Annotated in this window: 20 protein-coding genes and 4 tRNA genes; 8 read left to right on the top strand and 16 right to left on the bottom strand. The window is 52.3% G+C overall.

Going from position 1 to position 25,106, the window contains the following annotated elements; translation table 11 throughout:
• The first annotated feature begins 25 nt into the window (after nt 1–25).
• Nucleotides 26–235: a helix-turn-helix domain-containing protein gene (locus BN1247_RS03745; RefSeq protein WP_054949193.1), complete on the top strand. Its 210-nt coding sequence runs from the start codon at nt 26–28 to the stop codon at nt 233–235.
• Nucleotides 236–1,489: 1,254 nt separating this feature from the next.
• Here the strand turns inward: BN1247_RS03745 and BN1247_RS17580 are convergent.
• From BN1247_RS17580 to BN1247_RS03710, 7 genes are all read right to left on the bottom strand, one after another.
• The gene (locus BN1247_RS17580; protein ID WP_054949192.1) at nt 1,490–1,708 is read right to left on the bottom strand and encodes a hypothetical protein; all 219 of its coding nucleotides are present in this window, start codon (nt 1,706–1,708) and stop codon (nt 1,490–1,492) included.
• Nucleotides 1,709–2,081: 373 nt separating this feature from the next.
• The gene (locus BN1247_RS03735; RefSeq protein ID WP_187119713.1) at nt 2,082–2,936 is read right to left on the bottom strand and encodes a helix-turn-helix domain-containing protein; all 855 of its coding nucleotides are present in this window, start codon (nt 2,934–2,936) and stop codon (nt 2,082–2,084) included.
• A gap of 185 nt (nt 2,937–3,121) precedes the next feature.
• Nucleotides 3,122–4,180: a tyrosine-type recombinase/integrase gene (locus BN1247_RS03730; protein ID WP_054949190.1), complete on the bottom strand. Its 1,059-nt coding sequence runs from the start codon at nt 4,178–4,180 to the stop codon at nt 3,122–3,124.
• Between the two features lie 172 nt (nt 4,181–4,352).
• Nucleotides 4,353–4,427: transfer RNA gene (locus BN1247_RS03725), tRNA-Val, on the bottom strand.
• A gap of 18 nt (nt 4,428–4,445) precedes the next feature.
• Nucleotides 4,446–4,522: transfer RNA gene (locus BN1247_RS03720), tRNA-Ile, on the bottom strand.
• Between the two features lie 57 nt (nt 4,523–4,579).
• Nucleotides 4,580–4,656: transfer RNA gene (locus tag BN1247_RS03715), tRNA-Asp, on the bottom strand.
• 124 nt (nt 4,657–4,780) lie between these two features.
• Nucleotides 4,781–4,857, bottom strand: a tRNA-Met gene (locus tag BN1247_RS03710).
• Between the two features lie 221 nt (nt 4,858–5,078).
• On the opposite strand from BN1247_RS03710, the gene BN1247_RS03705 reads away from it, so the two are divergent.
• Nucleotides 5,079–6,116, top strand: a complete 1,038-nt coding sequence (locus BN1247_RS03705; protein WP_082415780.1) for an alpha-hydroxy-acid oxidizing protein — start codon at nt 5,079–5,081, stop codon at nt 6,114–6,116.
• 53 nt (nt 6,117–6,169) lie between these two features.
• Nucleotides 6,170–6,814 (top strand): hypothetical protein, encoded by a 645-nt coding sequence (locus BN1247_RS03700; RefSeq protein WP_054949189.1) that lies wholly within the window; start codon nt 6,170–6,172, stop codon nt 6,812–6,814.
• 301 nt (nt 6,815–7,115) lie between these two features.
• Here BN1247_RS03700 and BN1247_RS03695 read toward each other — a convergent pair whose 3' ends face one another.
• Nucleotides 7,116–7,652: a phosphatidylglycerophosphatase A family protein gene (locus BN1247_RS03695; protein ID WP_054949188.1), complete on the bottom strand. Its 537-nt coding sequence runs from the start codon at nt 7,650–7,652 to the stop codon at nt 7,116–7,118.
• A gap of 138 nt (nt 7,653–7,790) precedes the next feature.
• On the opposite strand from BN1247_RS03695, the gene BN1247_RS03690 reads away from it, so the two are divergent.
• The 4 genes from BN1247_RS03690 to BN1247_RS03675 all read left to right on the top strand — a co-directional run bounded on the left by BN1247_RS03690 (nt 7,791) and on the right by BN1247_RS03675 (nt 9,803).
• Nucleotides 7,791–8,306 carry a 2'-5' RNA ligase family protein gene (locus tag BN1247_RS03690; protein WP_054949187.1) on the top strand — a complete coding sequence of 172 codons (516 nt, stop codon included), beginning with the start codon at nt 7,791–7,793 and terminating at the stop codon, nt 8,304–8,306.
• Nucleotides 8,307–8,322: 16 nt separating this feature from the next.
• The gene (locus tag BN1247_RS03685; RefSeq protein ID WP_074011040.1) at nt 8,323–8,751 is read left to right on the top strand and encodes a GNAT family N-acetyltransferase; all 429 of its coding nucleotides are present in this window, start codon (nt 8,323–8,325) and stop codon (nt 8,749–8,751) included.
• Nucleotides 8,752–8,891: 140 nt separating this feature from the next.
• On the top strand, nt 8,892–9,236 hold the full coding sequence (locus BN1247_RS03680) for a hypothetical protein (RefSeq protein ID WP_054949186.1): 345 nt from the start codon (nt 8,892–8,894) through the stop codon (nt 9,234–9,236).
• A 312-nt stretch (nt 9,237–9,548) separates the two neighbouring features.
• Nucleotides 9,549–9,803, top strand: coding sequence for a hypothetical protein (locus BN1247_RS03675; RefSeq protein ID WP_054949185.1), 255 nt, complete (start codon nt 9,549–9,551; stop codon nt 9,801–9,803).
• 335 nt (nt 9,804–10,138) lie between these two features.
• On the opposite strand, the gene BN1247_RS03670 is transcribed toward BN1247_RS03675, so the two are convergent.
• On the bottom strand, nt 10,139–11,347 hold the full coding sequence (locus BN1247_RS03670) for a 3D domain-containing protein (RefSeq protein ID WP_054949184.1): 1,209 nt from the start codon (nt 11,345–11,347) through the stop codon (nt 10,139–10,141).
• 356 nt (nt 11,348–11,703) lie between these two features.
• Between BN1247_RS03670 and BN1247_RS03665 the strand changes: the two genes are divergently transcribed.
• A complete protein-coding gene (locus BN1247_RS03665) occupies nt 11,704–12,369 on the top strand; it encodes an SGNH/GDSL hydrolase family protein (RefSeq protein ID WP_054949183.1) in 666 nt (221 codons plus the stop codon).
• A 275-nt stretch (nt 12,370–12,644) separates the two neighbouring features.
• Here the strand turns inward: BN1247_RS03665 and BN1247_RS03660 are convergent, their stop codons facing one another.
• The 7 genes from BN1247_RS03660 to BN1247_RS03630 form a co-directional block, all read right to left on the bottom strand.
• The gene (locus BN1247_RS03660) at nt 12,645–13,145 is read right to left on the bottom strand and encodes a YkvA family protein (RefSeq protein WP_054949182.1); all 501 of its coding nucleotides are present in this window, start codon (nt 13,143–13,145) and stop codon (nt 12,645–12,647) included.
• Nucleotides 13,146–13,214: 69 nt separating this feature from the next.
• Nucleotides 13,215–17,117 (bottom strand): UvrD-helicase domain-containing protein, encoded by a 3,903-nt coding sequence (locus tag BN1247_RS03655; RefSeq protein ID WP_054949181.1) that lies wholly within the window; start codon nt 17,115–17,117, stop codon nt 13,215–13,217.
• Entirely contained in the window at nt 17,110–20,793 is a 3,684-nt protein-coding gene (locus BN1247_RS03650) for a PD-(D/E)XK nuclease family protein (protein ID WP_187119712.1), read from the bottom strand. Before BN1247_RS03650 ends, BN1247_RS03655 begins: the two co-directional genes overlap by 8 nt.
• 30 nt (nt 20,794–20,823) lie before the next feature.
• Nucleotides 20,824–21,318, bottom strand: a complete 495-nt coding sequence (locus BN1247_RS03645) for a gamma-glutamylcyclotransferase family protein (protein ID WP_054949179.1) — start codon at nt 21,316–21,318, stop codon at nt 20,824–20,826.
• A 140-nt stretch (nt 21,319–21,458) separates the two neighbouring features.
• A complete protein-coding gene (locus tag BN1247_RS03640) occupies nt 21,459–22,616 on the bottom strand; it encodes a GNAT family N-acetyltransferase (protein WP_054949178.1) in 1,158 nt (385 codons plus the stop codon).
• A gap of 111 nt (nt 22,617–22,727) precedes the next feature.
• Nucleotides 22,728–24,086: an ABC transporter substrate-binding protein gene (locus BN1247_RS03635; RefSeq protein WP_054949177.1), complete on the bottom strand. Its 1,359-nt coding sequence runs from the start codon at nt 24,084–24,086 to the stop codon at nt 22,728–22,730.
• A gap of 116 nt (nt 24,087–24,202) precedes the next feature.
• Nucleotides 24,203–25,105: a carbohydrate ABC transporter permease gene (locus BN1247_RS03630; protein ID WP_231633115.1), complete on the bottom strand. Its 903-nt coding sequence runs from the start codon at nt 25,103–25,105 to the stop codon at nt 24,203–24,205.
• Nucleotide 25,106: the final 1 nt, after the last annotated feature.

The following is a 25,106-nucleotide window of genomic DNA, read 5'->3' as shown; positions in this document are numbered from 1 at the left end:
AAAATTATTTTAGGAGGTCTCAAATATGACTGTACGATGCAAGTTAGGCGAAATTATGAAGGCGCGCGGGTTGACGAATAAGGACGTAGTGCGACTGTGCGGTGTTAGCCGCAATACTGTAACGTCACTCGCAGCCAACGCGACCAAACGCATAGACTACGATACGATAGACGGCCTTTGCCGCGGGTTGAACGTCACGCCGGCGGATCTTATCGAATACGTGCCGGACAAGTGACGTGGCCGCGTCGCAGTCGGCCGACATGGCGGGCGGTTGCACTAACTATAACCACCTATTAACGAGAACTAACTAAAAGATTGCGCGTCAAAGACTTGCCGCGCCAGAAGGTAAAGCAATAACACACTCCACGGCGCCCTAATCGCGGCTGTGGGCGCCTTTGCCGCCGATCATGCGTTATTACACTATCGCGCGATATAGCGCCTCACACACGCGCATACGGCGCCGTTTATACGTTAGTGATTAATCATTAACCGATAGCGCGGCGCCGTTGACCGCTAATTGATAACGACATGCGCTAATTGATAATAGAGCGTGCATGGCTCGGACACCTAAAAACGCGCCAAAACGTTGGTGTGACGCGGAAATTGGCGGTTTTCGGTGTGTAGCGCCTTCTTAGTCTTTGATGTTTCGTAGAGAGACCTTCCGCGACAATACAGGACGGGCACAAACACAGGGGCTAACGCCCCGCAAGTCCGGCAAGCCGTCCTTGCTGTCGTAGCTTATTTACCGCGGGTAGTTATTGCGCAAGGTAATATCGCGAGAATATGGCTTGAGGGTGGCAGTTGTTTACAACTGACACGGGCGAAGCCCATACACAAAAGATATCTAGCACATCAAAGGTGCTAAATAAACTCCAAAAGCCTTATGTATCAATGGGTTTTCGCGCTAACCCTTCAAAGGAGGGAGTACGAAGGTGCTAACGTGAAACAACTCGCGTAGTGAATTTAGCACAATAACACACTAAAGGGAGAACCGCCTGCCCACCCCTTTGATCATCTTCCGCGCCGCCCCGCCCACGGCGGGCACTAGATGTAACGGTTTAGGAAAAATAAAGCCTTGCGCCCCAACGGTTTTGGCGCCTGTTTTTCGCGGGCTGGTATGTTACTACCTAAACCGCGTTTTTGGCGTTCTAAAGCGTGACGCGAGTCCCCGTTTCAAGGAGTCGCCTATCTCGCGGCGCATTTACGTTTTACCTGCCGTCGGCCTACGGGGCATGCTACACTAATACTAATCGAGCGCATTTATTGATGGAGGTAGTGTATGGTGAGCAAATTCATACTTAGATGCCATTTAGGCGACGTCTTAAAGAACCGCGGTATACCGGTATTGAAATTGTCAAAGGAAATCAACTGCCCACTCCCTACTCTTAACGATCTTATAAACAACAAGCATATGGACAGCCGACAAATTCCAGCCCAATTAATCGCGAACCTCTGCGCTTATTTTGATCTCGCGCCGAATAAGTTGTTTTCAGTGGAAAAGAAACGCAATTTTATGAAGCCTTACCGGAAAAAGTACTACGTCTACCCCGCGATATTCAACTACGCCGACGACGGTATTTCCGTAAAGTTTCCCGACTTGCCCGGCTGCTTGACGTTCGGCTACAGTGACGAGGAAGCGTGCGCGCATTCCGTCTGGACTCCCCCACCGTCTCAGCGGCGTCATCAAAAGTTTTACGATTATCGGCAACCTTTTTTCTCCTCCCCTCTAAATACTCCCCTTTGCTTTTCCAGTACTCCCGTAAAAAGCTAATAATCCGCGCTTTCTTTATCGGGTCTGTCTCCGCCTGCCCGCGGCGCTCCACGTTTTCCGCGAGTGGCCGAATATAACGCAATTCTAGGCGTTCGAATGCCGATCAGGCGCTATCGTACCCCAGCGACGGCAAAACGCCCCACACACGCCCACAGAGCGCCTACACACGTGTTGTGCAGGCGGGCGGGGGCCAGACAGGCTTTCCGGCAGGGTTTTATTTTTTCCGCGGGAAAATTTGACCGGCTGGATGCCCTTCCGGCGAAGAACATCGCCCTTTAAAAAAAATTTTTTGAAATATAAATATAACCCTTTAAACCCTGTCTTTTATACACATAAAGAGGTGTAAAAGAGACGGCCCCGGGCCCGCCTGCCCTTGCGCCGCCCCCCCACGCCGGCGCTCTACCGCGAACACTTGCCGCAGCACGCCGTAGTAATAGCCGGCAAAGTCCTTGCGCACACGCCCCGCCTTGTACGACGCCACCGCCTCTTTAAACGCCCCTACTGCCGCCCTTACAACCTCCTCCGCGCCCACATGCGCCGTTAGACGGGCTTCCCGATGCGCAAGCACCACACGCCCCCAAGCATGCGCAGGCGTGCATAATGACCGACTGAACGGCCGCACGGCAGCAGCAAGGACATGTGGAATGGTTGACGGTTTCCTCGCGTCGGCTACGTAAGTATTACGTTTATGTAAGTTTGTCTTATTAGCTTTAAAGATATTAGTTTCGGCGGGCTGCCGCGCGGTCTCCGTGCTTGTCCGGCCTACCTTTTGCGGCTCTTCGCGGTACGTCATTTGCGGTACGTCAGTCGGTGCGTCATTGGCCGCCTGCACAACGTACACGCTATGCCCTTGCCCGCCGCGCCTGCGTGCCGTGTGGTGCACCTCGATAATACCGAGCCGCTTTAACGCACGGATCGCCCGCTCGACGCTCGACCGCGACACGGCGGCCTCCCGCGCCAGCGTCTCAATTTTCGTGTAGGCCACGCCCGCAAACTTCACCGCGTAGCCGCTAATCGCTTTCAGTACCTTTCGCGCGGCCGGCGCCAGCTCATACTTGTTGCGGCGTAGGAATGCCGCTATGGTGGCGTCCATTGCCACGCGGTTCTCGAATTGTGCTAACTGTTTAAACGCGGCAACGTCCGCGCTTGTGAGTGTGGTTGTCATTCGTTTTACCTCCCGTTTTATGCGGAAGGAAAAGGCCGCCAAAACACGAACACGTACGCCGAATTTCGGCATTACTAAATAACCCCTTGCATTGCCCGCTTTTTTCGCGTATAATGCAAAGTGATCAATATTTCGTTTTTCGTGTTTTGGTCGCACGCGCCAACGTGCGGCCTTTTCCTTTTTTGTTAATTGGCGTCGCTCCGCTTGATCTTCCGCGGCTTACTGCGGTTTCCTATCACGTGATTAAGCGGCGTGTATTTGCCGTGCTGCCTCCTCACGGACTCCTGCGACAAATGCGTGTAACGCTTAATAATGCGCAAGTCTTTATGCCCTAGAATGAGCTGCAAGTGCCGCAAGTCGCCGCCTGCCTCCAAGTACATAGTCGCGCCGGTATGGCGGAACAAATACGGATAGACGCGCTTCTTGATGCCCGCAACTTCTGCAAACTTCTTTAGCCGATTCCGCAAGTTTTCCGCGGGCAGTTGCTCGCCGTAATTCGTCAAGAACACATAATCGCTGTCGAAGTCGCTGTTCTCGCGGATCAACTCCCGTAACAGGTTCGCCGTCCGCGTGCTAATCGGCAGTACTCGCGTACGCCGACCTTTCGCGACCTCGGCGCGCACCATGATTGTGTTCATATCAAAATTGATGTCGCTAGTTTTCAGGCTCAGCGCCTCGCCCGTACGCACAAACGTATCTAACAGCACGTGCATAATGGTGTAGTCGCGGAAATCGCTGTACAACCGCAAGTTAGGCGCCTTTAAGATGCGCTTAAGCTCGTTCGCGGTGAAAATGTCCGGCAACTCCTCGGCCTCCGCAACGTTCTTAACGCTCTTCATCGGATCGCGGTCGATAATTTCCTCATCATGCAGGAAGCCGAAGAACACGCGTAACGTTTTCAGACGTGTGTTAACGGTTACCGGCGATAGGCCGACACGCTTCTCATAGTCAGGCTTAAAGCGGTGGCCGTCGAAACGCACCTTTTCGCGCAGCATGTGCACGACATACTCGCGGATTAAGTCCGTTGTAATTAACCGTACGTCGGCGCTCATGCCTTTTTCATTGAGGTAGTCCATGAAGTAGCCAAAGTTCTCGCGGTAGCCTCTTAGCGTGCGTTCCGCGCGGCCTTCCGCTACCTTCACACGGTAAAACTTGTCAAATAGCCCTTGCAATAGATGCTCATCGTTTAATGCGTCGCGTTCTTTTTTTGTGGGTTTGCCTTTTCGCTTGGAAGGTTTAGACATGAAAAGACCGCCTCCATTTGCGTTATAGAGACGGTAGAATGGCGTAGGAAGGTGTTAGCAGGGCTGCGTAGACCACCAGCGCCGTGTGACGCTCTTGTCCTCGCCCTGTCCCCGCTTTGTCCCGCGGTTAAAAACGAAAAAACCCGCGACATAGCGCGGATTTCCGTTGGTGTGGTGGGCGGTAGAAGGATCGAACTTCCGACCTCCACCGTGTCAAGGTGGCGCTCTCCCACTGAGCTAACCGCCCACGTATGTAGTTAGGTGCTGGTGGGCCTAACAGGATTCGAACCTGTGACCAATCGGTTATGAGCCGACCGCTCTAACCAGCTGAGCTATAGGCCCTTAAATATTTTAACCGATTTGCTTGGCTTTGTCAAGAGGTTTTCTTAGGGTACTTTCTGGCGGAGCTGACGGGATTCGAACCCGCGATCTCCTGCGTGACAGGCAGGCATGTTAGGCCTCTACACCACAGCTCCAGACAACCATTCCCCTTAAGCCCCTCAGCCTTACAAAAGCTCACTCAACGTTGTTGAAATAACACTTATGGTTGCACCCTTACGGGCACTAGATGTCATTCTAACGCTGTCGAAATAACACTTATGGTTGCGGGGGCAGGATTTGAACCTGCGACCTTCGGGTTATGAGCCCGACGAGCTGCCAGACTGCTCCACCCCGCGGCAACAAAATTAACTATACACGATTACGGGGGATTTGACAAGCCTTTTTTAGGATCTCTTTTTAAAAAAATGTTTTGGAATATTAATATAACACCTTTAAACTTACAACCCTCTCTTGAAAGGCTTTGCGCATTACATAATGACCACTCAATTTGACACAATAACTTGTACCGCGCCATACGAAACAACCGCTACGACATTTTTTTCTCTTGGGGGAACTAATGTTACTGGCGCCAATCGGTGTCAATTCGATTTTACACTGCGACGCGGAATTAGCCCCGGCGAAGGCAGCGGCAAAACTCGGTATCCCCTATATCCTAAGTAACGTAGCGACGATGACCATCGAACAAGTGGCCGAAGCAATGGGCGGTGCCCACCGCTGGTTCCAATTGTACCCTCCGCGCAACCGCGAGCTAACCATCAGTTTCCTCCGGCGAGCAGAAGCCGCACATTATGCGGCCATCGTCGTGACGATCGATTCCACCTTGCTCGGATGGCGCGAACGAGATTTGCGTAACGCGTATTTACCTTTTTTATCGGGAGATGGAATGGGGAACTACTTTTCCGACCCAGTGTTTTGCAGCATGTTAGACGAACCTCCGGAAAAAAACGTCCGCGCGGCTGTGCTAAAGGCGTTAGACGAGGGCAACAACACCGCCTTCACTTGGAAGGAACTCGCCTTCGTACGTGAACAAACACAGTTGCCGCTGCTCATTAAAGGTATTACCCACCCGAATGACGCCGTTTTAGCTGTCGAACACGGTGTCGATGGCCTCATCGTCTCTAACCACGGCGGTCGGCAGCTCGATGGCGCTGTGGCCACCCTTGACGTTTTACCTTCTATTTGTGAAGCAGTGAAAGGCGATGTCCCCGTTCTACTCGACAGCGGCATCCGACGCGGCGCCGACGTCATTAAAGCAGTCGCCCTCGGAGCCACGGCAGTCCTAATCGGGCGTCCGTACGCCTATGCACTAGCTGTTGCTGGCGAAATGGGTGTAAACCGGCCGCAAGTCTTTTCGCGACGTCGACCAATCGCTCGTCATAAAAGTTACATAACAACCCGATTTTTACTTACTTCCCCGTATTCCCGCACGACAACTTCTGCTTTTTCCTTGGAAACAAAAACACCTATTACGGTGAGGCGCGCAGCGGACATGTCACCAATCATTCATTCGCAAAGCTACTGCCGCACCACCGTAGTAGGGCGTACCGTGCCATTTTCTACAGGGAATTGTAGCGACATGCGGAAGCCATGCTAAACGTGTCGGGGGCTGGGCCTTCGATTACTTTCTGAAAAAAGGGGTTGTATCTTTTGCCAAACCAAAGCAAAAAGCTCCAGAAACAACAAGCTATACAAAAGGCTAAGCAAGCGACCGCTGAGGCAACGAGTTCTGCCCAAATGCTACAGCAACAGGCGCATATGAAGGCGAGTATGAAGGCGAGCCAACAGGCCGCGCAAACGGCTGGCATGCAGGCAGGTGCTCAAGCTGGACAACAGGTTGGCATGCAAGCAGGTGCACAAGCTGGCCAACAGGTTGGAATGCAGGCTAGTCCGTCAGCGACTACGCAACAGCAAGCGGGGATGCAAGCTAGCCAGTCAGCTGGCATGCAGGCCAGTCAACCAGCTAGCATGAAGCAGCCAGTAGGTATGCAAGCGGGACAACAAGCTGGTATGCAAGTAGGCCAAGCAGGACAGCAATCGGCTATGCAAGCTGGGCAACAGGCGGGCGGCTTGCAGGCTAGCGCGCAAGCTAGCCAACAAACGGCGCAACAGCAACAAGTCAATACCCAACTCCAACAAATCCAGCAGCATACGCAGGCGTTACAAGCCGAAATTGGTACGTTAGCTGGGCAGGTTAAGCAAAGTACAAACCCTCAACAAGCAGTAAATCAAAAAGCGTCGCAAATCCAACAACTCGCACAAAAAATTAGCCAAACATGTAGCCAGTTGCGGTAAACGCCCCCCCTGATGATTCGTGAGGATGAGTGCGTCAACAGTAAAATGACGGCTCATCCTCACTTTTACTGTTTCGCACATGGACTAGATGTTGGGATCGCCAGTGTTGGGATAGCAACACATTTTTATTTTTTGCCTAATCACCCTTTTTACAGCTTGCATACGCTAATATTACAAACAAACCTTGGCCTTTTTTTAGGCCAATCATAATGTTCCCTCCTCTTACATTTAATGCCGAGCCCCCGTCTCGGCTTTTTTTAGCGGAATTAAAAAAACCCTATAACAGGGTCTTTTGCCCTTTTTACAGGGCGCTACTGTCCTCGTTTACTACCTTTAACGCTTCTTCCTCATCGCGTAGCCGGTGGGCCAACCGACTGGAGGCAGAAGCAGCAATGCTCGCCACGAGATCGTCTAAAAATGTGTGTACTTTACCGTTGCGCTTACGGTCAAGTTCGCGAATTATACCCGTTTTTTGCTTATCCAGATAGCCGAACGAAGTGACGGCGATACTGCCGTACCCGAACACCGAACCGAGCGCTAACGTCTCGTCACACCCGAACAGCCCTTCGTCGGAGGCGACAATCGACTGCAACGGTTCAGAGAGCTTCCCTTGTTCCGCTAACTCGTCCAGCTCCACGCCGACGAGAATCGCGTGTTGGATCTCCCGCTTTTCCAAAACGGATACGACACTTTCTAAGCAAGCCGCTTTCGTTAATTGCGGACAGTAAGGTACTTGTAACTCGTATACAATATCAGCGATATCTTTGAGCGCGACACCGCGTTCCTCTAGCCGTTGTAGAGCTGCACTTTTTACGACATTACTGTGGACGTGTGACATCGTACGTCTCCTTTCCCATTCACTTTTTTTCTATTACTATACATTGTACATTAATACGTTTAAAGATTGTAATTGTCAACCGTGCAAAAATGAGGTACACTATTCAAAATACAACTGTCCCAAAAAGGAGGCAGCCACATGAAATACGGTATCGTTATTTTTCCGTCCAGAGAAATTCAAGACTTAGCGAATCCGTATCGTAAACGTTACGACTCAAATTATTCACTCATTCCCCCGCACATTACTCTTAAGTACGATTTTTCGCTGCAAGATCGTAAACTCGCTGACATCGTGACCCATTTGGAAAAAATCGCACGTGAGACGGCGCCTTTCGAGATTGAGTTTCACAAAGTGAATACGTTTTATCCGACGACGAACGTGATCTATATGGCGATTAAGGACGAAGAACCGCTGATCCGTTTGCACGAAGCGTGTAACTCAGGACTCTTAGACGACGGACAGGCGTATAGTTACGTCCCGCACATGACGATCGGACAAAAACTGTCAGACGGGGAGCTGCACGACGTATATGTTAGTTTACGCATGATGCAGCTCAATGCCACGACGACCGTTGACCGCTTCCATCTATTATACGAAATGGACAACGGCATGTGGACAGTGTATCAAACGTTTTTATTATCTGAACAACCTTAAGGAGAGACAGTTTTAAATGACGATCACTGTAAAAAAAATAACGGCAGATGAGCAATCAGACGCTTTTGCCATTCGCCACAAAGTATTCGTCGAAGAGCAACACGTTCCCCCGACGCTCGAACTCGACTCACTCGAAAACGAGGCGACCCACTTTTTAGCTACCGTGAACGGCGAATTGGCGGGAACTGCGCGCATGCGTCTCGTCACACCGCGATCTGCTAAAGCCGAACGGGTCGCTGTTTTATCCCGCTACCGCGGCAGCGGGGTTGGACGCGAGCTCATGGCGGCACTCGAAACGGAAGCTATGGCGCAAGGGGCATCTGAGGTCGAACTTCACGCACAGACACAAGCCCAACCGTTTTACAGTACACTCGGTTACAAGCCGTATGGGGAGTTTTTTTTAGACGCAGGTATTGAACACATCGCCATGAAAAAAGAACTGTAACATTGTTCACAAAGGTGCTGAATCGTCTCAGTGCCTTTTTGGATTAAAAAAAGTTTGCCGATTTGAAACACGCTGTCGCTGCATACGTTTATATTAATAAGCAAGTACGTGAACAACATGCCGCTAAGGAGGTTCCATCTTTGCATTTTGAAGAATCTTTGCTCACTGGAATGGTGAAACCTTTTCCCGTCGTCGATCGGATGTTATGCGCACAAGGGTTCACGCGCCGCGGAAACATAGACTTCACATACGACATGCGCATAGAAGATGCCGCTTCACGAACGATGTACTATTTACGCATCCCAACCCATTATGCCCGTCAAAGAGCAAACGATCGTTCACTTTTACAGTTGGACCAACCTTATATCGGCAAATATCCTGGGCCAAATCGCTTTCAACGCGCACAGGCCATTCCGAACGAAATAGTAGAAGCCGCGCAACATAAAGTGGCGGAAATCGCCTCTTATTTAAGCACCGTCCGTTAAGGACGAAGAAGCTGTCTCAAAAAAGTCCTTGAAAATGAAGGGGCTGTCCAGAAAGCCGGTAAAAGAGCGGCTTCCTGTCGCAGCCCCTTCAAACGCACGCCATCGACAGAACCTCTCCAATCTCCGCTTCACCTTTCATCTTCAAGTGTGACAAAGCGTTCACAAAATGTTAACGTTTTCGAAGGCGAAAATAGGGTATCATATAAACAGGAAGAAAAAGCGCTTGCTTTATTGTGATAGCGCTCACGTTTCGCACATAATGGTTCAACCATTAACATAAAGATAGCTTATGCTCGTAAGGAGGTAGTGACAGTGATTAAACGTATTTTACTGATGGAGACGCACGCTCAGGCGTCTGCGGTGGAATCGGCGATTAAGAGCCGGATCTTGCAACTAAATGAACAAGCGCACAAACGCGACTTATCTGATAAAGAACGAAACGAACGTTCACTGTTGAACGAGGCATATGAACGAATGAGTTCATGCGGCAAAACGATTCCTTCTTCGGTAACGCCGTCGACTTGGAACGAGTGGCTAGAATCGGAAGAAACGTCGCAACTACTTTAGTCTCACCGTTTATAATTACGGCAAATGTTAAACGCTTTCGGGTACGCGGATCCGAAAGCGTTTTTCTAATTTCGGACCATGCTTTTCTGCAAAAAAAAGAGCGTTGCCGTGCGAAAGGCAACGCTTAAAAGGGAGGAATCTATTAGAAAGGGGTCATTCACTAGTTATTATACACTATTATATCGAATTTGTTTAGGTTTAATTTTATCCTGTAAAAAAATAAATTCACGGGGAGGCGGTAAGCCTTCCGTTTCCGGCTCACAGCGCCAAAAAAGCCCCAGCCACTGAATGTAGCTGGGGGCGTTCCTCCCAAAAATGTCTTACAAAGTATGCCGTTATTTCAGGATATACACTTTGACGCCTTGTCTTCCCCATTGGTTTGCTTCGCCACAAGAACCGACGAAAACGTCAATGATGTTGCCTTTGATCGCACCACCAGTATCCTCAGCAACCCCAAATCCGTATCCTGAAATGTACAGGCGCGTCCCTAGTGGAATGACCGACGGGTCGACGGCGATCGTTCCGCGCTTCGGAACGGTACCAGTTGCCGTACGGCCACCACCGTCATTTCCTTTACAGTAAGCCGTTGCCGTCATCGATAGGACTCTCGAGTAAGGCTGTCCTTGAATCGTCCCCGGATTGGAAGCTGTTGGCTTTCCAGGTCTTGGTTTGGATGGTTTTGGGGACGGTTTAGGAGCCGGTTTTGGCGACGGTTTAGGAGCCGGTTTTGGCTTACTCGGCGCACTTTGCTTAGACTCGTTGTTTTGTTTGTTCGGTGCAGACTGATTGGACGTCTGCTCCCGCTGGCGATTAGCTAATTGCGTGCCCGACTTCTTAGGTGTATGTACTTGTTGTTTGTCTGCTGCAACTACTTTCTCTTCCTTCGTACCTACGGCGATTATTTTGTTAACCGGCTTTTTGTTGCGGATAACTTTTTTATCCTTCGCAATTAGCTCGCCATTTTTATATCTGTATGTTATTTTTGTGACCTTTTGCCCGGAAGCCCCTTGACGCGTGACGACTTCCTTGCCTTTTTCTAGATCGGCATCCTCTTTTTTCTTCGTATCAAAGGGAAGTTTTTCTTTCTTTGTTACTACCTTCTCTTCGATGCGGTCGATGACTATTTGCATGTCATCTGTCAATTGATCATCAAGTGATACGTTAACTTCGTCTAAGTCTCCAACAGTTATGCCTTTTTCCTCAAAAAGGTCAGTTACCGTCCTATTTTCTGTCTCTACTAACGACTTCTTACCGGCGTCAAATAACGTCACCCGGTAAAACCGCGTCAAATCGACTTGGACGTCCCCTTCAATCGGTTGGGTCCACGGTACACTCGTGCGGTAATGTTTCTTCAACTCTTCCACGTCGAAGTCGGCTTCGGCCAGTGCATCTTCCACTGTGCCCATCCACACGGTCACTTTCGCGTCCTTCTTACCGTCGTTAAACGAAATTGTAACATCCTTCTGCATGGCAAATCCGACCAATAACCCAGCGACAGCGAATACCGTAAGAATCCCCATGCCGAGTATGACCTTATGTCTCATGCAACACCTCCGAAATAGTATAGGGAGGAATCACCAATCTTGCGCCTATTGTAGCAGACTTACCCGCGCAATGCTACTAGTAATTTTTTGTCGAATGACGCATATATAGCCCTGATCGGCTATTTGTGCCAAAAAAAAACGTTCCTAGGCGCCCTCACTACCGTTTTTGACGTCTTTCGACACGCTTCCGCGATTGCTTCGTATGCCGAAACGGTTATGAAAGCGGTTTATGACGTTAGATCGCCGATCCTCATTTTCTATTAAATGGAATAAAAATAGCTCTTTTCACCCCTCTCAAGTCACGGAAGGGGATGGAAAAGCATATGATGTAACAACTTCTTTCTGGGAGTAGCGCGATGTATCCTTTCGCTTATGTCGCCTTGGGCGATTCTATTACAAAAGGTAGTAACGTCCCGTATAGGAACCGCTATCCGACGGTTTTGGCGGAGATGATCGAAGGCCACGTCGGACGGCCAGTTTTTTTTAGTAATTTAGGAAAAAGGGGGCTGACGAGTACCGGGCTACTTAAGTTAATGCAACATGCGTCGGTGCTACGATTAATGAGCGACGCCGACCTCGTAACGGTGTGCATCGGGGGCGACGATCTTATTTACGCGTATGTACGTTGGCGCCATTCTGGTAATAGTTACTACCTCGATCGCGCCCTAGCCAAATTCGAGCACAACTTCGCGACCATTTGTTATACGTTGGCTAAATTGCATCGTTCGGTCGTCGTCGGCACGTTTTATAACCCTTTTCCGAACACGCCGCTCGCGCGTGAACTCGTCGGCATTTGCAATGAGGGGATCATCCGGCAAATAGCCTCCCGTTACAACTTTCCCGTCGCCGACTTGTATATGGCTTTTCAAGGGCGAGAGGCACAACTTATCAGTTATTACCGCAATGGTGTACTCGAGGAATACCGCCCCTTCACCTTGAAACAGCCGATTCACCCGAATGCCCGCGGCTACCGTGTCATCGCAGATACATTTGCTTCCAGTACGCCCTTTTTTAGGCCGTAGTATCTGGCGCAGCGCGGCTTCATTGTCACAAAGCCCGTCGACATTGGAATGGAAAGCTTCAATGAGCATCAACACCCATTCCGTTGTCGACGGGCTTCAATTGTTTGTCATAAAATGTTACATCATTCGTTGGAAAGCGTCTCGATTCGTAACAAAAGACAACTAATTACTAACTAATCTTCAGTCACAAAATGTATCGCCAATCGTTACTATTAGTCACACCTTGTGTCTTCGCATACCATTCGCGTGCCATTAATGGGCAGATCTGCCCGATCCTACTTCCCTGCCTTGGCCAGTTTTCTCTGAATCGCATGGACGACGCGGCTACCGATAAGGCGGTCCGCTGCCGCAATCACTTCCTGTACCCGCGATAACAGATCAGACTCCCCAGTCCAATATTGTTTGACGATACGCTGATCGACGTCGACGAGAATTCGCTTAACAGCGTAAACGGCCAACACGATGTCGTCGAGCCAGCCAATACCGCCTAGAAAGTCGGGAATGATATCGATCGGAGAGACGATATAGGCGAGCGCGACGCCAGCGAGAACTTTCGCCTGTTTCGGCACGCGCGCATCTCGCACAAGGCGGACGAACAAGACGAATAGGTCCGGGAGCAGCAGTAAGTATTCGGCGGCTCTATTTCCTAATTTTTCCTGCCATTGCTTAATTTTAGCGGATAGTTGCTTGCGTAACCGATCGTAAAACCGCTGCTCCTTTTTGTTCATTGCGACGAGCTGACCGTTCGCTTCGAACGGATCACAAGAGTCAGTCATACGAACACCACCCTCATAAAGGTTGTCAAAGCGGTTTTCCGTACTTAGTTTGTTCCGCTGGACACTTTTTTACGCGAATAAAAAATTGCGGCAGTAGCAGCGGTCATCCGTACAGTGCGGGAGTTGTCGACCTTGCATCAGGCGGTGCATCTCGTGTAACGAATGAACCCACTTCTTTTTTTTCGATGCGAGTAAATCCGGTTCCACTCGAATGGAAACGGGGGTGTCGCGTTGTAAAAAGTACAGCACCGCGCGGCGAACACGTACTTGCAACAGCTGCTTAACGACTAACGCATACAGTTGCAGTTGCACCTCGTAGTCGGTTACTAGCTGCTTTAAATGGTCGTCGTCGTGCACATCGTTTGACTTAAAGTCGACGATCGTCGCCGCACCGTCCGCATCGATGTACAAGAGATCAATGACCCCGGAAACCGTATGCCCCGCCAGCTGGAAGTGAAACGGAAACTCGTGCCACACGCGCTGTGCCGCTTCGGCCGCGGCGTATATGTCACTCCGGTAATACGTTTCCGCGAGGGGGTGTACGCGCGCAGCGACGTGCTCATAAACGGTTTTGTCTAAACGCTCGGCGCGGCATGCTTGCGCGATCGCCGCGTCGAGAGCCTCTGGCCTTCTCCCCTGCTCGAGCACGCGGTGTAAGACATTGCCGACGGCAGTAGGTGGCACGGCGACGTTGCCGAGAAGTGGCACGGCGACGTTGCCGAGCGACTCACCCACCGCTAATTGTGCCGCTGCCGCTCTCTCAGACGCGTCTAGCGATGTCGCATCTGGCACCGCTGCGCCTCTTTCAGACGCGTCTAGCGATGTCGCATCTGGCACCGCTGCGCCTCTTTCAGACGCGTCTAGCGATGTCGCATCTGGCACCGCTGCACCTCTTTCAGACGCGTCTAGCGATGTCGCATCTGATGCCGCTGCCCTCGGACCAGTTTCCCCGGCTGTCTCCTTCTCCCCTGCTTGCGGTTGCTGGACCCCGGCGAAACTTTGCGGCAACTGCAATCGATTTTTTAACACGAACAGGCGGGCGCACTTCTCGTAATCCATTAAGGCGGACACCGTATAAACCGCTGGCTCTGCCGTCCCCACTTCCTCGACCGAAAGTGGGCGGTACAACGGATAGGCATCCTCCTTGGCACTGCTCATCCGTTGCTCGGTACCGTCCCTGCGAGTCGCGTCCGTCTGCTGCTCGCACAGAGGTCCCGCATCGCTAGACGCCTCGCGCGCGGCTTCTTCCGCTAAATCCCACGTCACTCGCATCGACCAATCGGCAGCAGAATTGTACACACCGTCCGGAACCTCAGCGAGCTGGCGATATCCTAAATGTTTAACCACCCAGTCTAGCCAGTTATTTTTCAGTTCTTCACTCGGTCTTTTCGTCTCTTTTTGCGAGCCGACCATTAGCAAGTAATCGCGTGCCCGCGTCGCTGCGACGTAAAAAAGACGATAAGATTCCTGCAAGTCCCGCGCCCGCTCTTTTTTCGTAAACGCGTCGTACAGGCCGTCCCCTTCCGCTACGCCGCTCACTTGGCGCGAGCAGCGCACAGCTACTCCCTGCCCCGGCGCGTACAGCGCACGGTCATACGTACCTTTTAACCCTTCCCGGGCGAGATCGGGCAGGACGACGACAGGAAACTCCAACCCTTTCGAGGCGTGGACGGTCATAATGACGATCGCATTGCCGCGGTCGCGAATCCACTCCGCTTCAGTTTCTTGTACATCCGCTTGCACGAGTTCGTCAATCCACTGCAAAAACTCAAACAAGGTGAACCCTTCGCCGTCTGCTTCGCGCGCGATTTTTAGCAGCTTCTCGACGTTCAACACAGCTTGTTCGCCGTTCGGCGCCGCTAGCAAGATGGCTAAATAGCCGGTCTCGGAGACGATGTCGCGCATTAACGTATACACGTTTTCCGTCACTTTCATCCGTTCCCACCGTTTGAATAAAGTACGCGCGCGGAGGAGCCTCTCCCAGTCGTCAGCGGCGACTCCTTCTGGGGCGCCATCGGTGTAGAAAAAAGCTTGTGTAAGGGATGCTTCACGCGTCAACCAGTAAAGTGCTTCGTCGCTCAAGTGGACGAACGGCGCCCGCAAAAAAGAGAGCAAGGCTACTTCATCGTCCCTATTTTGTACGAAGCGGAGCACTGTGAGCACATCCCACACTTCTTGTTGTTCGTAAAAGCCGCGCCCGCCGACGACGAGGTAAGGAATGCCTTCGTCGGAGAGCGCTTGTTCATACGTGTGCAAATGGGTGCGCGCCGCGAGTAAAATGGCCATATCGCCATAAGTGACTGGACGCGCTTCTTCTACACCGCCGGTGCCACTCGCTCCGTTGCCGGAGCCACCTTTTGGCCGCTGCCAAACGACGGGCTCGCGTCGTTCGACTATCGTGCGCAACCGTTTAGCCATACGCTGCGCTTCTATTTCCCGCGCCCGATCTGCCATTTCTTCTGTAATCGTTAGCGGGAGCAACTCGACAGATGCGTTTGTATGTGGTGGCTTACGGAAAGCGACGAGCGGTTCGTAAGCGACGACGTCATCCGGATCGTCTGCCTCTTTTTTCATGAGAAAACGGAACAAGCTGTTAACGTACGCAATGAGTCGCTGTTGCGTGCGAAAGTTCACATCGAGAGAGACTGCCGCTCCCCCTTGCGCGCAAATCTCAGCACCTGTACGGTGAAAGACAGCGACGTCGGCGCCGCGAAACTTGTAAATCGACTGTTTGCCGTCGCCGACGACGAAACGTTTCACCGTACTCTCCGCTCCACACAAACTGTCTAATATTTCCTTCTGCAAATTATTCGTATCTTGGAATTCGTCAACCATTAAGTAGTGGATGCGCTGCTGCCAGCGCGCCGCAATTTCCGGGTGCGTACGTAACATGGCGAGGGCGCGCTGTTCCAAATCGTTAAAATCGAGTGCTTGCCGCTCACTCTTTTTTGCTTCGTACGACGCGTGTACAGCTGTTGTCACGTCGAGTAAGGCGTGGAGCAACTCACGGTAGCTAGGCGCTTCCGTGTGTAACAACCACTCGTCAAGCCCGTCTTTTAACTGTGCATGCAACTGTTTCAAGTCGTCGGAGCCGCTCTTGCGCCATATACGCTTTTGCAGGTCGTGGACGCGGTCGACAAAGTGCGCCTCGTACGTGCCGTCCCACTCCTCAGCCTCAGTTAACAGCTGCGAAAATGTTTGCAGCCAAGGTTGAGCGGTTTGCAAATATTTGGGCGGCGGCTTTTTTCCATTGCGATCGAGCGCTTCTTGTACGAGGTGTTGCCCGTGCACCGCTAATTGTTTGAGCTCTTGTTTTAGCTGGTGAAACGTCTGCCGCCGCGCATCCAACGTCGCCGTCGTTTCCTGCAACAATTGCTGTTGTGACACGTTGTACGTGCGAATTTGCGCAACTAAGGCGTGTACGGCGTCCTGTACAGCCCAGCGGCCGCCGAGCTCGCGGTACAGCAGCTCAGCCTGCGCTCCCCCTTGCGCTAACCAATCGTCGACGACTTTTCGCTGAACCCGCCGTTCCAACATGGCTGCCTCGGTTTCATCGAGAATGCGGAAGCTAGGGTCGAGCGTCGCTTCGAGCGGCGCATCTCGGAGTAATGTCGTACAAAACCCGTGAATGGTCGTAATCGTCGCCCGCTCGAGGTCGCGTTGACACGTTCGCCAGTAATGAGCCTCCTCCATACTTTGCGCTGTCTGTTCCATATGGGCAAGCGCCGCACGGATGCGCATCTTCATCTCTGCCGCCGCTTTTTTCGTAAACGTAATCGCTACTATTTGATCTGGCCGCGTACCGCGATTGAGCATTTCAATGTAGCGCTCCGTTAACACCCATGTTTTTCCAGAACCTGCTCCGGCTGAAACGACGAGATCGCGGTCCAATTGCGCAATCGCTTGTAACTGTCCCGGTTGCGGTGCCGGGTCGCGCACAATCTCTCTTTTTGGCGCTACGCAATCAATCACGTGCCTCACCTCGCTCTACCTGTTTCCGTTGTCGATCCCCTTGTCCGTCCGTAGCCGTGTCGGTGGTACGCTCCGTAGTCTCATCCGTACTCTCGGCGCATGCCACTTCCGCTGTACGATATTCCGCCTCACGCGCCTCACGCGCTTTACGCGCTTTTACGTCTCGTATGCGCCGCTCGGTGCGATACAGCGCTCTGTTACCGTAAAACGTATTCTCTTCGTGCTCCGGTAGCAAGTAGAAGCGCCCGCTCTTAATCGCCGCCATGAAGTTAGCGATGCGCACCAACGCTTGCGCCGCTTCTTCAGCCACGTCTTCGGTTACTCCCGCACGCGTGCGCGGCGGCAAACCTAAATCGGCGAGCGACGCCTTTTCCCATAGGCCGATCAGCTGGAAATTATCTTGCGGACGCAAACTGTAAAAACCAGCTCCTGCCGCTTTGCCCTGTTCTCCTTTATCTAAGAGTAATCGCTCGTAAGCGAGTGCGTACAGCGGCAGTTGAAAGTTAGTCGTCTCTGCCATATTGTGGCATCCTTTGTAGCGCGCCGTCGACAACTTGTAGTCGTACAACACAAAGTTGCCATCGCGATCGCGGTCGATGCGGTCGATGCGCCCGACGAGCCGTATCGTCTCCCCCCCGAGTGAGAGCTCAATCGGCTCGGAGACAGACTGCGGGTCGCTACCGTCTCCAGCAGGTAGCCCAAACGCAAACTCTAGGTGCTGGGGCGTAAAGCGCCCGCGTCCCATCCGCTCGACCTCGTGCACTAACCACCGCTCCAACTGACTTAACAACCGCTGTTTTTCTAGCGGCCACAGCGGCGACAACACGTGCTGCCGCTCCGCTTCCCACTCCGCCGTCACCTGGCAGAACACGTCGTGCAGCATGTCTCGCCACGCGTCGAACGACTGCTCGCTAAACAGCCCCTCCCTAGCACTCAACAGGCGGCGCAGCACTTCGTGTAACACGTTGCCCGTCTCGAGCGGCGACAACATCTCCTCCGCCTCTTCCAACTGGCGCACCTTCAGTACGCGCGCAAAAAAGAAGTACAGTGGGCACGCCGCATAATCGTCAATCCACGACACGCTGTACGTGCGATCGGGGGAAAATTCAGCCCGCAACCTCGCGTGGATTTGCGGATCCTGTAGATGTCCATCCCAGCGGCTGTAGGGCCCTTCGCGCCGTACCCGCTCAATCGCTGCGTGAGTGGTTAACCGATCGAGTGCACTTCGCTCTGCGTGGTAAAGTGGATCCTGCCGCAACACCTCAGTCTCTCGTTCCGCTCTACCCCAATGCCACAACGCGCGGTTTAAATACTCTTGCCCCGAAGAAACGGCTTCTCGTTCGGCCGCAAACAGGCGGCTTTCCAACGCTTCGCTAAAACGCTCTGGCGCAAGCCACTCGCCTGGCGCAAACCGCCGCTGCAGCTGTTCCAAAAAGCGCGAGCGTAGCACTTGCTCGTCCACTTCCGGAGAAACATAAGACAGAATGAGCTTCTCGCGCGCTGGGTGAGTCGCCATCTCAAAAAACAGCTGCTCCATCTCGTCCCCAGCGTAACTCGCGGGCAAACGGGCTTGTCCGAACTGTAACGTTACGCGCTCTGCGTCGCGAATTAACCAGTCTTCGCGGTTATAGGCTGGAAAACTCCCTTCATTTAAACCGAGCACGCACACGACGGCAAAACTAGCACCGCGAATCGCCGACGGATCAAACAGGCGAATGCCCCCTACTTGACCACGGTGCGCCGTCACGTTTTTTCTACTAATCTGTTCGCGCAATTCGCTGACGAGACCAGACCACGAATGAGTTATTCGCTGTGCGTACAGCACTCCCTGCTGTTTCATCTCCTGCAACAAGCTACACAATGCCTCAAAGACAAGTAAATCGCGGCAATAGCCGTCTAACTCGCCGCGTTTGATCTCGTCCAACCAGACACGGCGAATACTGGCGCTGATGTCCAACTTTTGCCACACCCGTTCGACGGCCGCGAGCCGTTCCTCCCACGAAGTCGCAGCAGCAAGGTCGTCCACATAACAGTGTACCTCGTTTAACCAAGCCGCAATGCGCCGTACATGCTCCTGTTGTCGTGCAAGGCGCGCAAGTAACTTCGCCCGTTCCTCCTCGGGAAGCGACGAAGACTCTTGGTCGCGCGCTAACCGCTGTAGCCGAGCCAAGTCGCGCTCACATGCGAGCCGCCAGTCGCCGCTCTCACTCGTCAGCCCAATTTGGCGTACCCACGTCTCTATGCCGTGCGGCGGTTGATGTTGCCAGCGGAGGTAGCCACCTTGTGCTAAACTGAGCACGTCGCGCGGCTCCCAGCCAGCCCCTGGCAGTCGCAACAGTGCGAGCAGTTGTCTTACGAGCGTCGTCTCGTGTAAAGGGACGCGCTCATCCGTATAGAGCGGGATCCCGTCGCGCCGCATCACTTCGTGCAAGAGCGGTTCATACTGCGAATCTTTCACTACGATCGCGATGTCATTTAACGGAATGCCTTCCAAGCGCACGAGCCGTTTTATCTCTTTCGCCACTTCTTCCACTTCGCGCTGTGGCGAACAAGCGGGTAAGCAAGAAAGGCCAGCTGGCGCCGGCGGCAGCTTGTCCGCTTGACCAGTCCGCGCTGATCGTTCCCATCCTTCACCGGTCCTCTGTTCGCGTTCGAGTAAAGGGAACGCGGCGCTAGAAAAGAAAGCACCCTCGTCTTCCGCCTTTACCTCGGCCTCAGGCAGCCAATCGCTTTGCAGTCGCCGCATAGCTTCCTCTGTCGTCAATCCGTCAAGGGGCACGTGTTCGACCCCTAAATCTGCTAACTTGTAAATCGTTTCTTGTAGTTGCGCACTTAAATGAGGCAAATCTTTTTCGTGCTGTGCAGGAAAAGGAATATAAATGCCGACTTCGCTCGCGGCAGCCGTTAACTCACACAATAAATCCATCTGCAACGGCGTAAAGTCCGTGAAGTGGTCGATCCATAGGACGCGTCTTCCGACTAGCGGATCTGCAGCTAAATCGCCGACCGTTCGCAAGCGTTCCGTCGCGATATGTAACAGCTCTTCGTGGTCGACAAGCAGCTCGTCGTGGCGGTATAATTCTTGTTGATATAGAAAGAATAAATGAGCGATCGCGTATTCCCGCGGAAACTCGTGTGCCGTCGCGCGGTAATCTTCCAAATACGTCTGCACCGTTTCTTGGCGGAAGCCGTACCGCTTCATTTCGCCAATTGTGCGCGCAACCGAAAAAGCTAACCCCGGTTGGTGGGCGATCGGACGAAACACGGCAAGCGCCGGATCGCCCTCGTGTTGCTCTAGCAATCTCTGGGCGATTTTTACGCGGACATACTCACTGACGAAGCGAGTCGCACGCCCGTCCTGCTCGGCGAGGTGCTTAGCGACATCGTCAAATGTTTGCAGCGGAACTTCCGTTAAACCAGCTTGTCCCGTTAGCAGCCGTTGCCGTACCGTATGTAACAAATAGCGCGTCGGCAGCAGCCACAACCAGTCATCGCTCGCCATCCGCTTCGCCTTCGCAATCCAAACATTCCGGTAAACAGCCGAAAAAGGCCCTGTATACAAACGTTTCATGCGAACTAAAAGACCCTCCTCCCTTAACGTATCTCTTTCAACTTTACCAATTCCCGCGGTAAACGGCAATGTGGGAAAAGCAGCAGAAATTCGCTCTGCGCGCACGATCTCCGCGGCGGCGGATCGTTGGAAGGTTCACCGAATGTTACTCATGTCGAGATGAAACTGGCGCTTCAACCGTTCTCGCAACTGTTTCATATAACGCGGACTCAAGATCCCGTCGGCACCGCGCAATATTTCGCGTAAATACGTCTCACTTGGAGGAAGTTCAGGAAAATACTTGTCGATTACTGTGTACGTCAGTACGGGGGAGAGCACTGTGCGACCGACAACAACCTCCACCCATAGGTGTTCGTAAGCGACGCCGCGCCCTTCCCGTTCATCTAAATAGGCGACACCTTCTGGCGGCAAGCGATAAACGATCCCTTCGACCGAATGGCGGCGATCCTGCACGATGTCAGCGTAAGCGTAATTCCCTCGCCTACGCGTAAACGCTAAGCGATAGCCACTCAGTACCCCGGCTCCGACTACATCCTGAAAGAAATGGTGCACCCCGTGTTCCCGTAACCTCTCTTCGTCCATGCACGAACCGTAGGCGAAGTACAATGTCGTTCTACTCGGATGTCCCACTGACGAAATACCCCCTAAATTAAATCCTACCTCATTATATGAGAACCTTCTGTTAAACGTTTAAACGCTCGCGACTTTTTAGTAATATACACGAATTAAAAAAACCGCCCCTAGGGCGGCTCACACCATACAAACTGGCATCATACGTAGTTCAAGCCGGCAGAATACGGAAACGGAATTGGAAACAGCCGTTTTAACTGTGCCTGTAACTGCACATCGATAGCCACGCCAAAGTTAGGCTCGGGGTCGAACAACAGTGAAATGAACGCTTGTGGGGTTAACTGGGTACTTGCGTCGGCGACCGAGACGACCGTATCCCCGTTCGCCAACTGGCGCACCGTTAACTGCTCACTTACCTCCGCATCTCGCGCGTGCAAATACGGTCTCAGCTGCGCGAGGAGGCGCTCCGCCTGTATCACTTTCACCGTACCGAGATTTTGCTCCTGTTGTTCTTTCTTTTCCGCGAACGGTTGCTGCAAGCTTTCGAGCAGCGCCGTTTCAAACCATGAGACCGGAATTTCCAACTCGGTCAACGCGTAACGGTCGACCGCTGCCGCCGCTAGCAAGCGTATCGTTTCCGCATCGCCTGCCCACTCAAAGGCGTGCGGCGGCCGTTTGGAACCGTTCGCATAAGGGACACTAGCGACGAGAAAACCGCGCAATTGTCCATTTTCTTCGGCAACGAGCACTTTGTGTGCTAACTTAATGCAACTCGCGTACGCTTCTGCGTCGATTAGCGCCGCCAAATCCCACACGCTTTGTTCAAATCGCACCGGACGCGCCGCTGCAAGTGCCGCGAGTTTCAACCAGTCAGCCGGTTCCAATTCACGGATCACGACGCCTGTCGGTGCCTGCGCCAGCAGTGACCGCGCGTGCGTCGGCTTGAGTACGAACCGCGTCACCGCCCCAAACAAGTGGCAACCGATCCGCGTGTATAGTGAGCGAGTGCCCGAGACGAGCATGAGCGCCCCGTCGGCGCGGTCGATATGGGCCATCGCTTTCGCTAACACATCGCTCGCAAGCCCATACCCGCGGTAGTCTGGATGGGTGCATACAGCGCCAATCGAAAAAACGTTTAACCGCGCATCCCCAACGTGGACGACCGTCGGAACAACTCCCATGAAAGAAACGAGCTTTCCGTCGTCGAACGCCCCGTACGACTGTTCCCGTAAACTGTGCGAAAAAATGTTCGGAAACGCCTGTGCCATCGAAAACTGTTCCTCGTCGCGAAACGTCGCATCCGCAAGCGCTGCCGCAGCTGCTAGCTCACCGACCTGTAAGGCACGAACTTCTACCATTGCTATTTCCCCTTCGCATGAAATGACTTGATCGCCCATATTTTATCACATTTCCCGCATAAAAGAAGCCAAATGTGGGTGAATCCACCATTCTGTCATGGATAGAAGAAACTATTTTTCTGACTTCTGCTTGATCCTCTGTAGCAAGTCGTTAAATTTCGGGTCCATTTTTTCTAACAGTTGTTTCGGATCTTCGTTCTTCAAGAAGATCGGCTCTGATTCGTTCGTTAAGAAAGTCAAAATTTCCGCGTAACCGGAGAGCAAGTGGTTTGGCGATTCTTTGCCGTTCTCAATCGCCGCTTCATTCAACTCCTTCAAATACGCCACGTCGATATTGTCTTTGAAGCGGCTGTACCAGTCTTCGTACGCCTCCGTATCGGCTGGCGGAAACCCGGTCACTTCAACCCACATTTTTTGCGCTTCCGTACTTGCCAAAAACTTGACGAGTTTCCAAGCTTCGTCTGGATGCTTACTTTTCGAAGAAATCATTAACGGGTCGACGTACAAGATCGGGGTTGCCGTCCCCGCTGGACCGGTCGGAATCGGGGCAACGCCGAACTTCATTTTTCCTTTCTCGTAGTTACCTAATCCCCATGCGCCCGTCATATTCATTGCCACTTTGCCAGCGACAAACGGATCGCCCGTCTGTTGTGCCGCTTGCGTAATGTCCGCAGTCGGCGATACTTTTTCTTTAAAAATAAGATCGCGGAAAAACGTCACGGACTCGATAAACTTCGGTCCTGTCAACTGACTTTCCCCGACCATCCCGCTTTTGTACGCCTCGTCGCCGTAAATGTCAGCGCCCCAGTCCCAGCCATACGTGTCAATTGTGTCTCCTAAATTCATTGTAAACCCGTATACACCGTTCGGCTTTCCATAGTCTTTCGTTAGCTGTTTGGCCATATCGACCACTTTGTCCCAGTTCCATTCCGGATCGTTCCACTTGTACTCTGGGTAATCGATCCCCGCTTTGTCGAGCAGTTCTTTATTATAATAGAAGAAACTCGTAAAAGACGAGAACGGGATCCCATGCTGTTTACCGTCTATGTTGTAAATATCTAACAATTTATCCTGCATCTTACTTTTGTCAAAGTCGTCCATGAAAGGAGATAAATCAGCGATGAGCCCCCGCTTGTAATAATCGGCGAACCCACTTTGCCCCCAGTGACTCCACACGTCAGGCGGTGTCCCCCCAGCGATGAGTGTCGACAACTTCGAGTCGTATTGATCGTACGGCACCGACAAGACGTTCAATTTAACCCCCGGATTTTCCTTCTCGAACGCAGGTTTCACCTTATCTTTCAAAAAATCGACCTTCGCTCCCGCGTTGATCAGCACCGTCAACGTCACATCGCCGGACTTGCTGTCACCCTTCTTGCCATCCGAGCCTGCCTCTTGACTACAACCGCTTAAAACAGTAACCATGACGACCGCAATGACGACAAAAACTGTAAAAAAAGCCTTTTTCACTGCCTCATACCTCCCGTTTTACATTTTTCCTACACCGTACGACAGTGCCACTAACGCATGATGCGCTAATTGACAACAACTCCCGTATCGCTCACCTCCTTTACTTCCTTTCACCATTACTTCATGCCAGAAATGACGATGCCGCGCACAAAGTACTTTTGGGCAAAGAAGAAAATAACGATCGGCGGTAACACAGCCACGAGCGTCACAGCCATCAACAAGTGCCACGGAATAAGTGTGTACGGACTCATAAAAGAGGCCAAAGCAATCGACACCGTATATTTTTCCTCGCTGTTCAGGTAGATGAGCGGTCCTAAATAGTCGTTCCACCGACCCATGAACCCGAAAATCGCCGCACTGGCGAGCGCCGGCTTACTGAGCGGCAAAGCGATCTTCCAAAAGGCGCGAAACTCGCCGCACCCGTCTAACCGCGCCGCTTCAAACAAATCATTCGGTAGCGTGTTAAAAAACTGTCGCAGCAAAAAGATAATATAGGCCGAGCCAAAAAAAGCGGGCACGATAAGCGGCAAGTACGAGTCCGTCCACCCGAGCGTCTTAAACAGTACGAACTGCGGAATCATGACGACCGGATACGGGATCATCATCGTCGCTAACACGATGAGGAAGAGCACATTGCGTCCCCAACCGCGGTAGCGCGAAAAGCCGTAGGCGACGATCGCCGACGACAGCACCTCGCCGAACGTCCCGACAATCGCATACTGCGACGTATTAAAAAAGTATTGCCCGTACGGCCCCGTCGCTAGCGCCTCGGAAAAACTGGCCCAGTTGAGCGGATTGGGAATCCATTGCGGCGGAAACAAGAGCACTGTTTCTTGCGTTTTTAGCGCCGTGGACAACATAATAAACAGCGGTAACAACATCAAGCCACAAATAAACAATATCGCAAGGTACACAGCCAACCTCGTCACTAAACGGTTGCGCCGGACGCTTTGTCCGAGGTGCGGCGGGAGCGGGGTGGTGCGACGGGAGTCGGTCTCTGTTACCATCCTTCCTGTCACG

The organism is Numidum massiliense (assembly GCF_001375555.1).
Lineage (GTDB): Bacteria > Bacillota > Bacilli > Thermoactinomycetales > Novibacillaceae > Numidum > Numidum massiliense.
Note: the sequence above shows the minus strand (reverse complement) of the source record. Positions and strands in the feature narration are given on the sequence as shown.

What these genes read in the sequence shown, in the direction of transcription:
- BN1247_RS03745 (WP_054949193.1), top strand. Translation starts at nt 26, where the DNA reads ATGACTGTACGATGCAAGTTAGGCGAAATTATGAAGGCGCGCGGGTTG.
- BN1247_RS03660 (WP_054949182.1), bottom strand. Translation starts at nt 13,145, where the DNA reads ATGACTGACTCTTGTGATCCGTTCGAAGCGAACGGTCAGCTCGTCGCA.
- BN1247_RS03640 (WP_054949178.1), bottom strand. Translation starts at nt 22,616, where the DNA reads ATGGTAGAAGTTCGTGCCTTACAGGTCGGTGAGCTAGCAGCTGCGGCA.
- BN1247_RS03665 (WP_054949183.1), top strand. Translation starts at nt 11,704, where the DNA reads ATGTATCCTTTCGCTTATGTCGCCTTGGGCGATTCTATTACAAAAGGT.
- BN1247_RS03730 (WP_054949190.1), bottom strand. Translation starts at nt 4,180, where the DNA reads ATGTCTAAACCTTCCAAGCGAAAAGGCAAACCCACAAAAAAAGAACGC.
- BN1247_RS03705 (WP_082415780.1), top strand. Translation starts at nt 5,079, where the DNA reads ATGTTACTGGCGCCAATCGGTGTCAATTCGATTTTACACTGCGACGCG.
- BN1247_RS03735 (WP_187119713.1), bottom strand. Translation starts at nt 2,936, where the DNA reads ATGACAACCACACTCACAAGCGCGGACGTTGCCGCGTTTAAACAGTTA.
- BN1247_RS03685 (WP_074011040.1), top strand. Translation starts at nt 8,323, where the DNA reads ATGACGATCACTGTAAAAAAAATAACGGCAGATGAGCAATCAGACGCT.
- BN1247_RS03670 (WP_054949184.1), bottom strand. Translation starts at nt 11,347, where the DNA reads ATGAGACATAAGGTCATACTCGGCATGGGGATTCTTACGGTATTCGCT.
- BN1247_RS03690 (WP_054949187.1), top strand. Translation starts at nt 7,791, where the DNA reads ATGAAATACGGTATCGTTATTTTTCCGTCCAGAGAAATTCAAGACTTA.
- BN1247_RS03695 (WP_054949188.1), bottom strand. Translation starts at nt 7,652, where the DNA reads ATGTCACACGTCCACAGTAATGTCGTAAAAAGTGCAGCTCTACAACGG.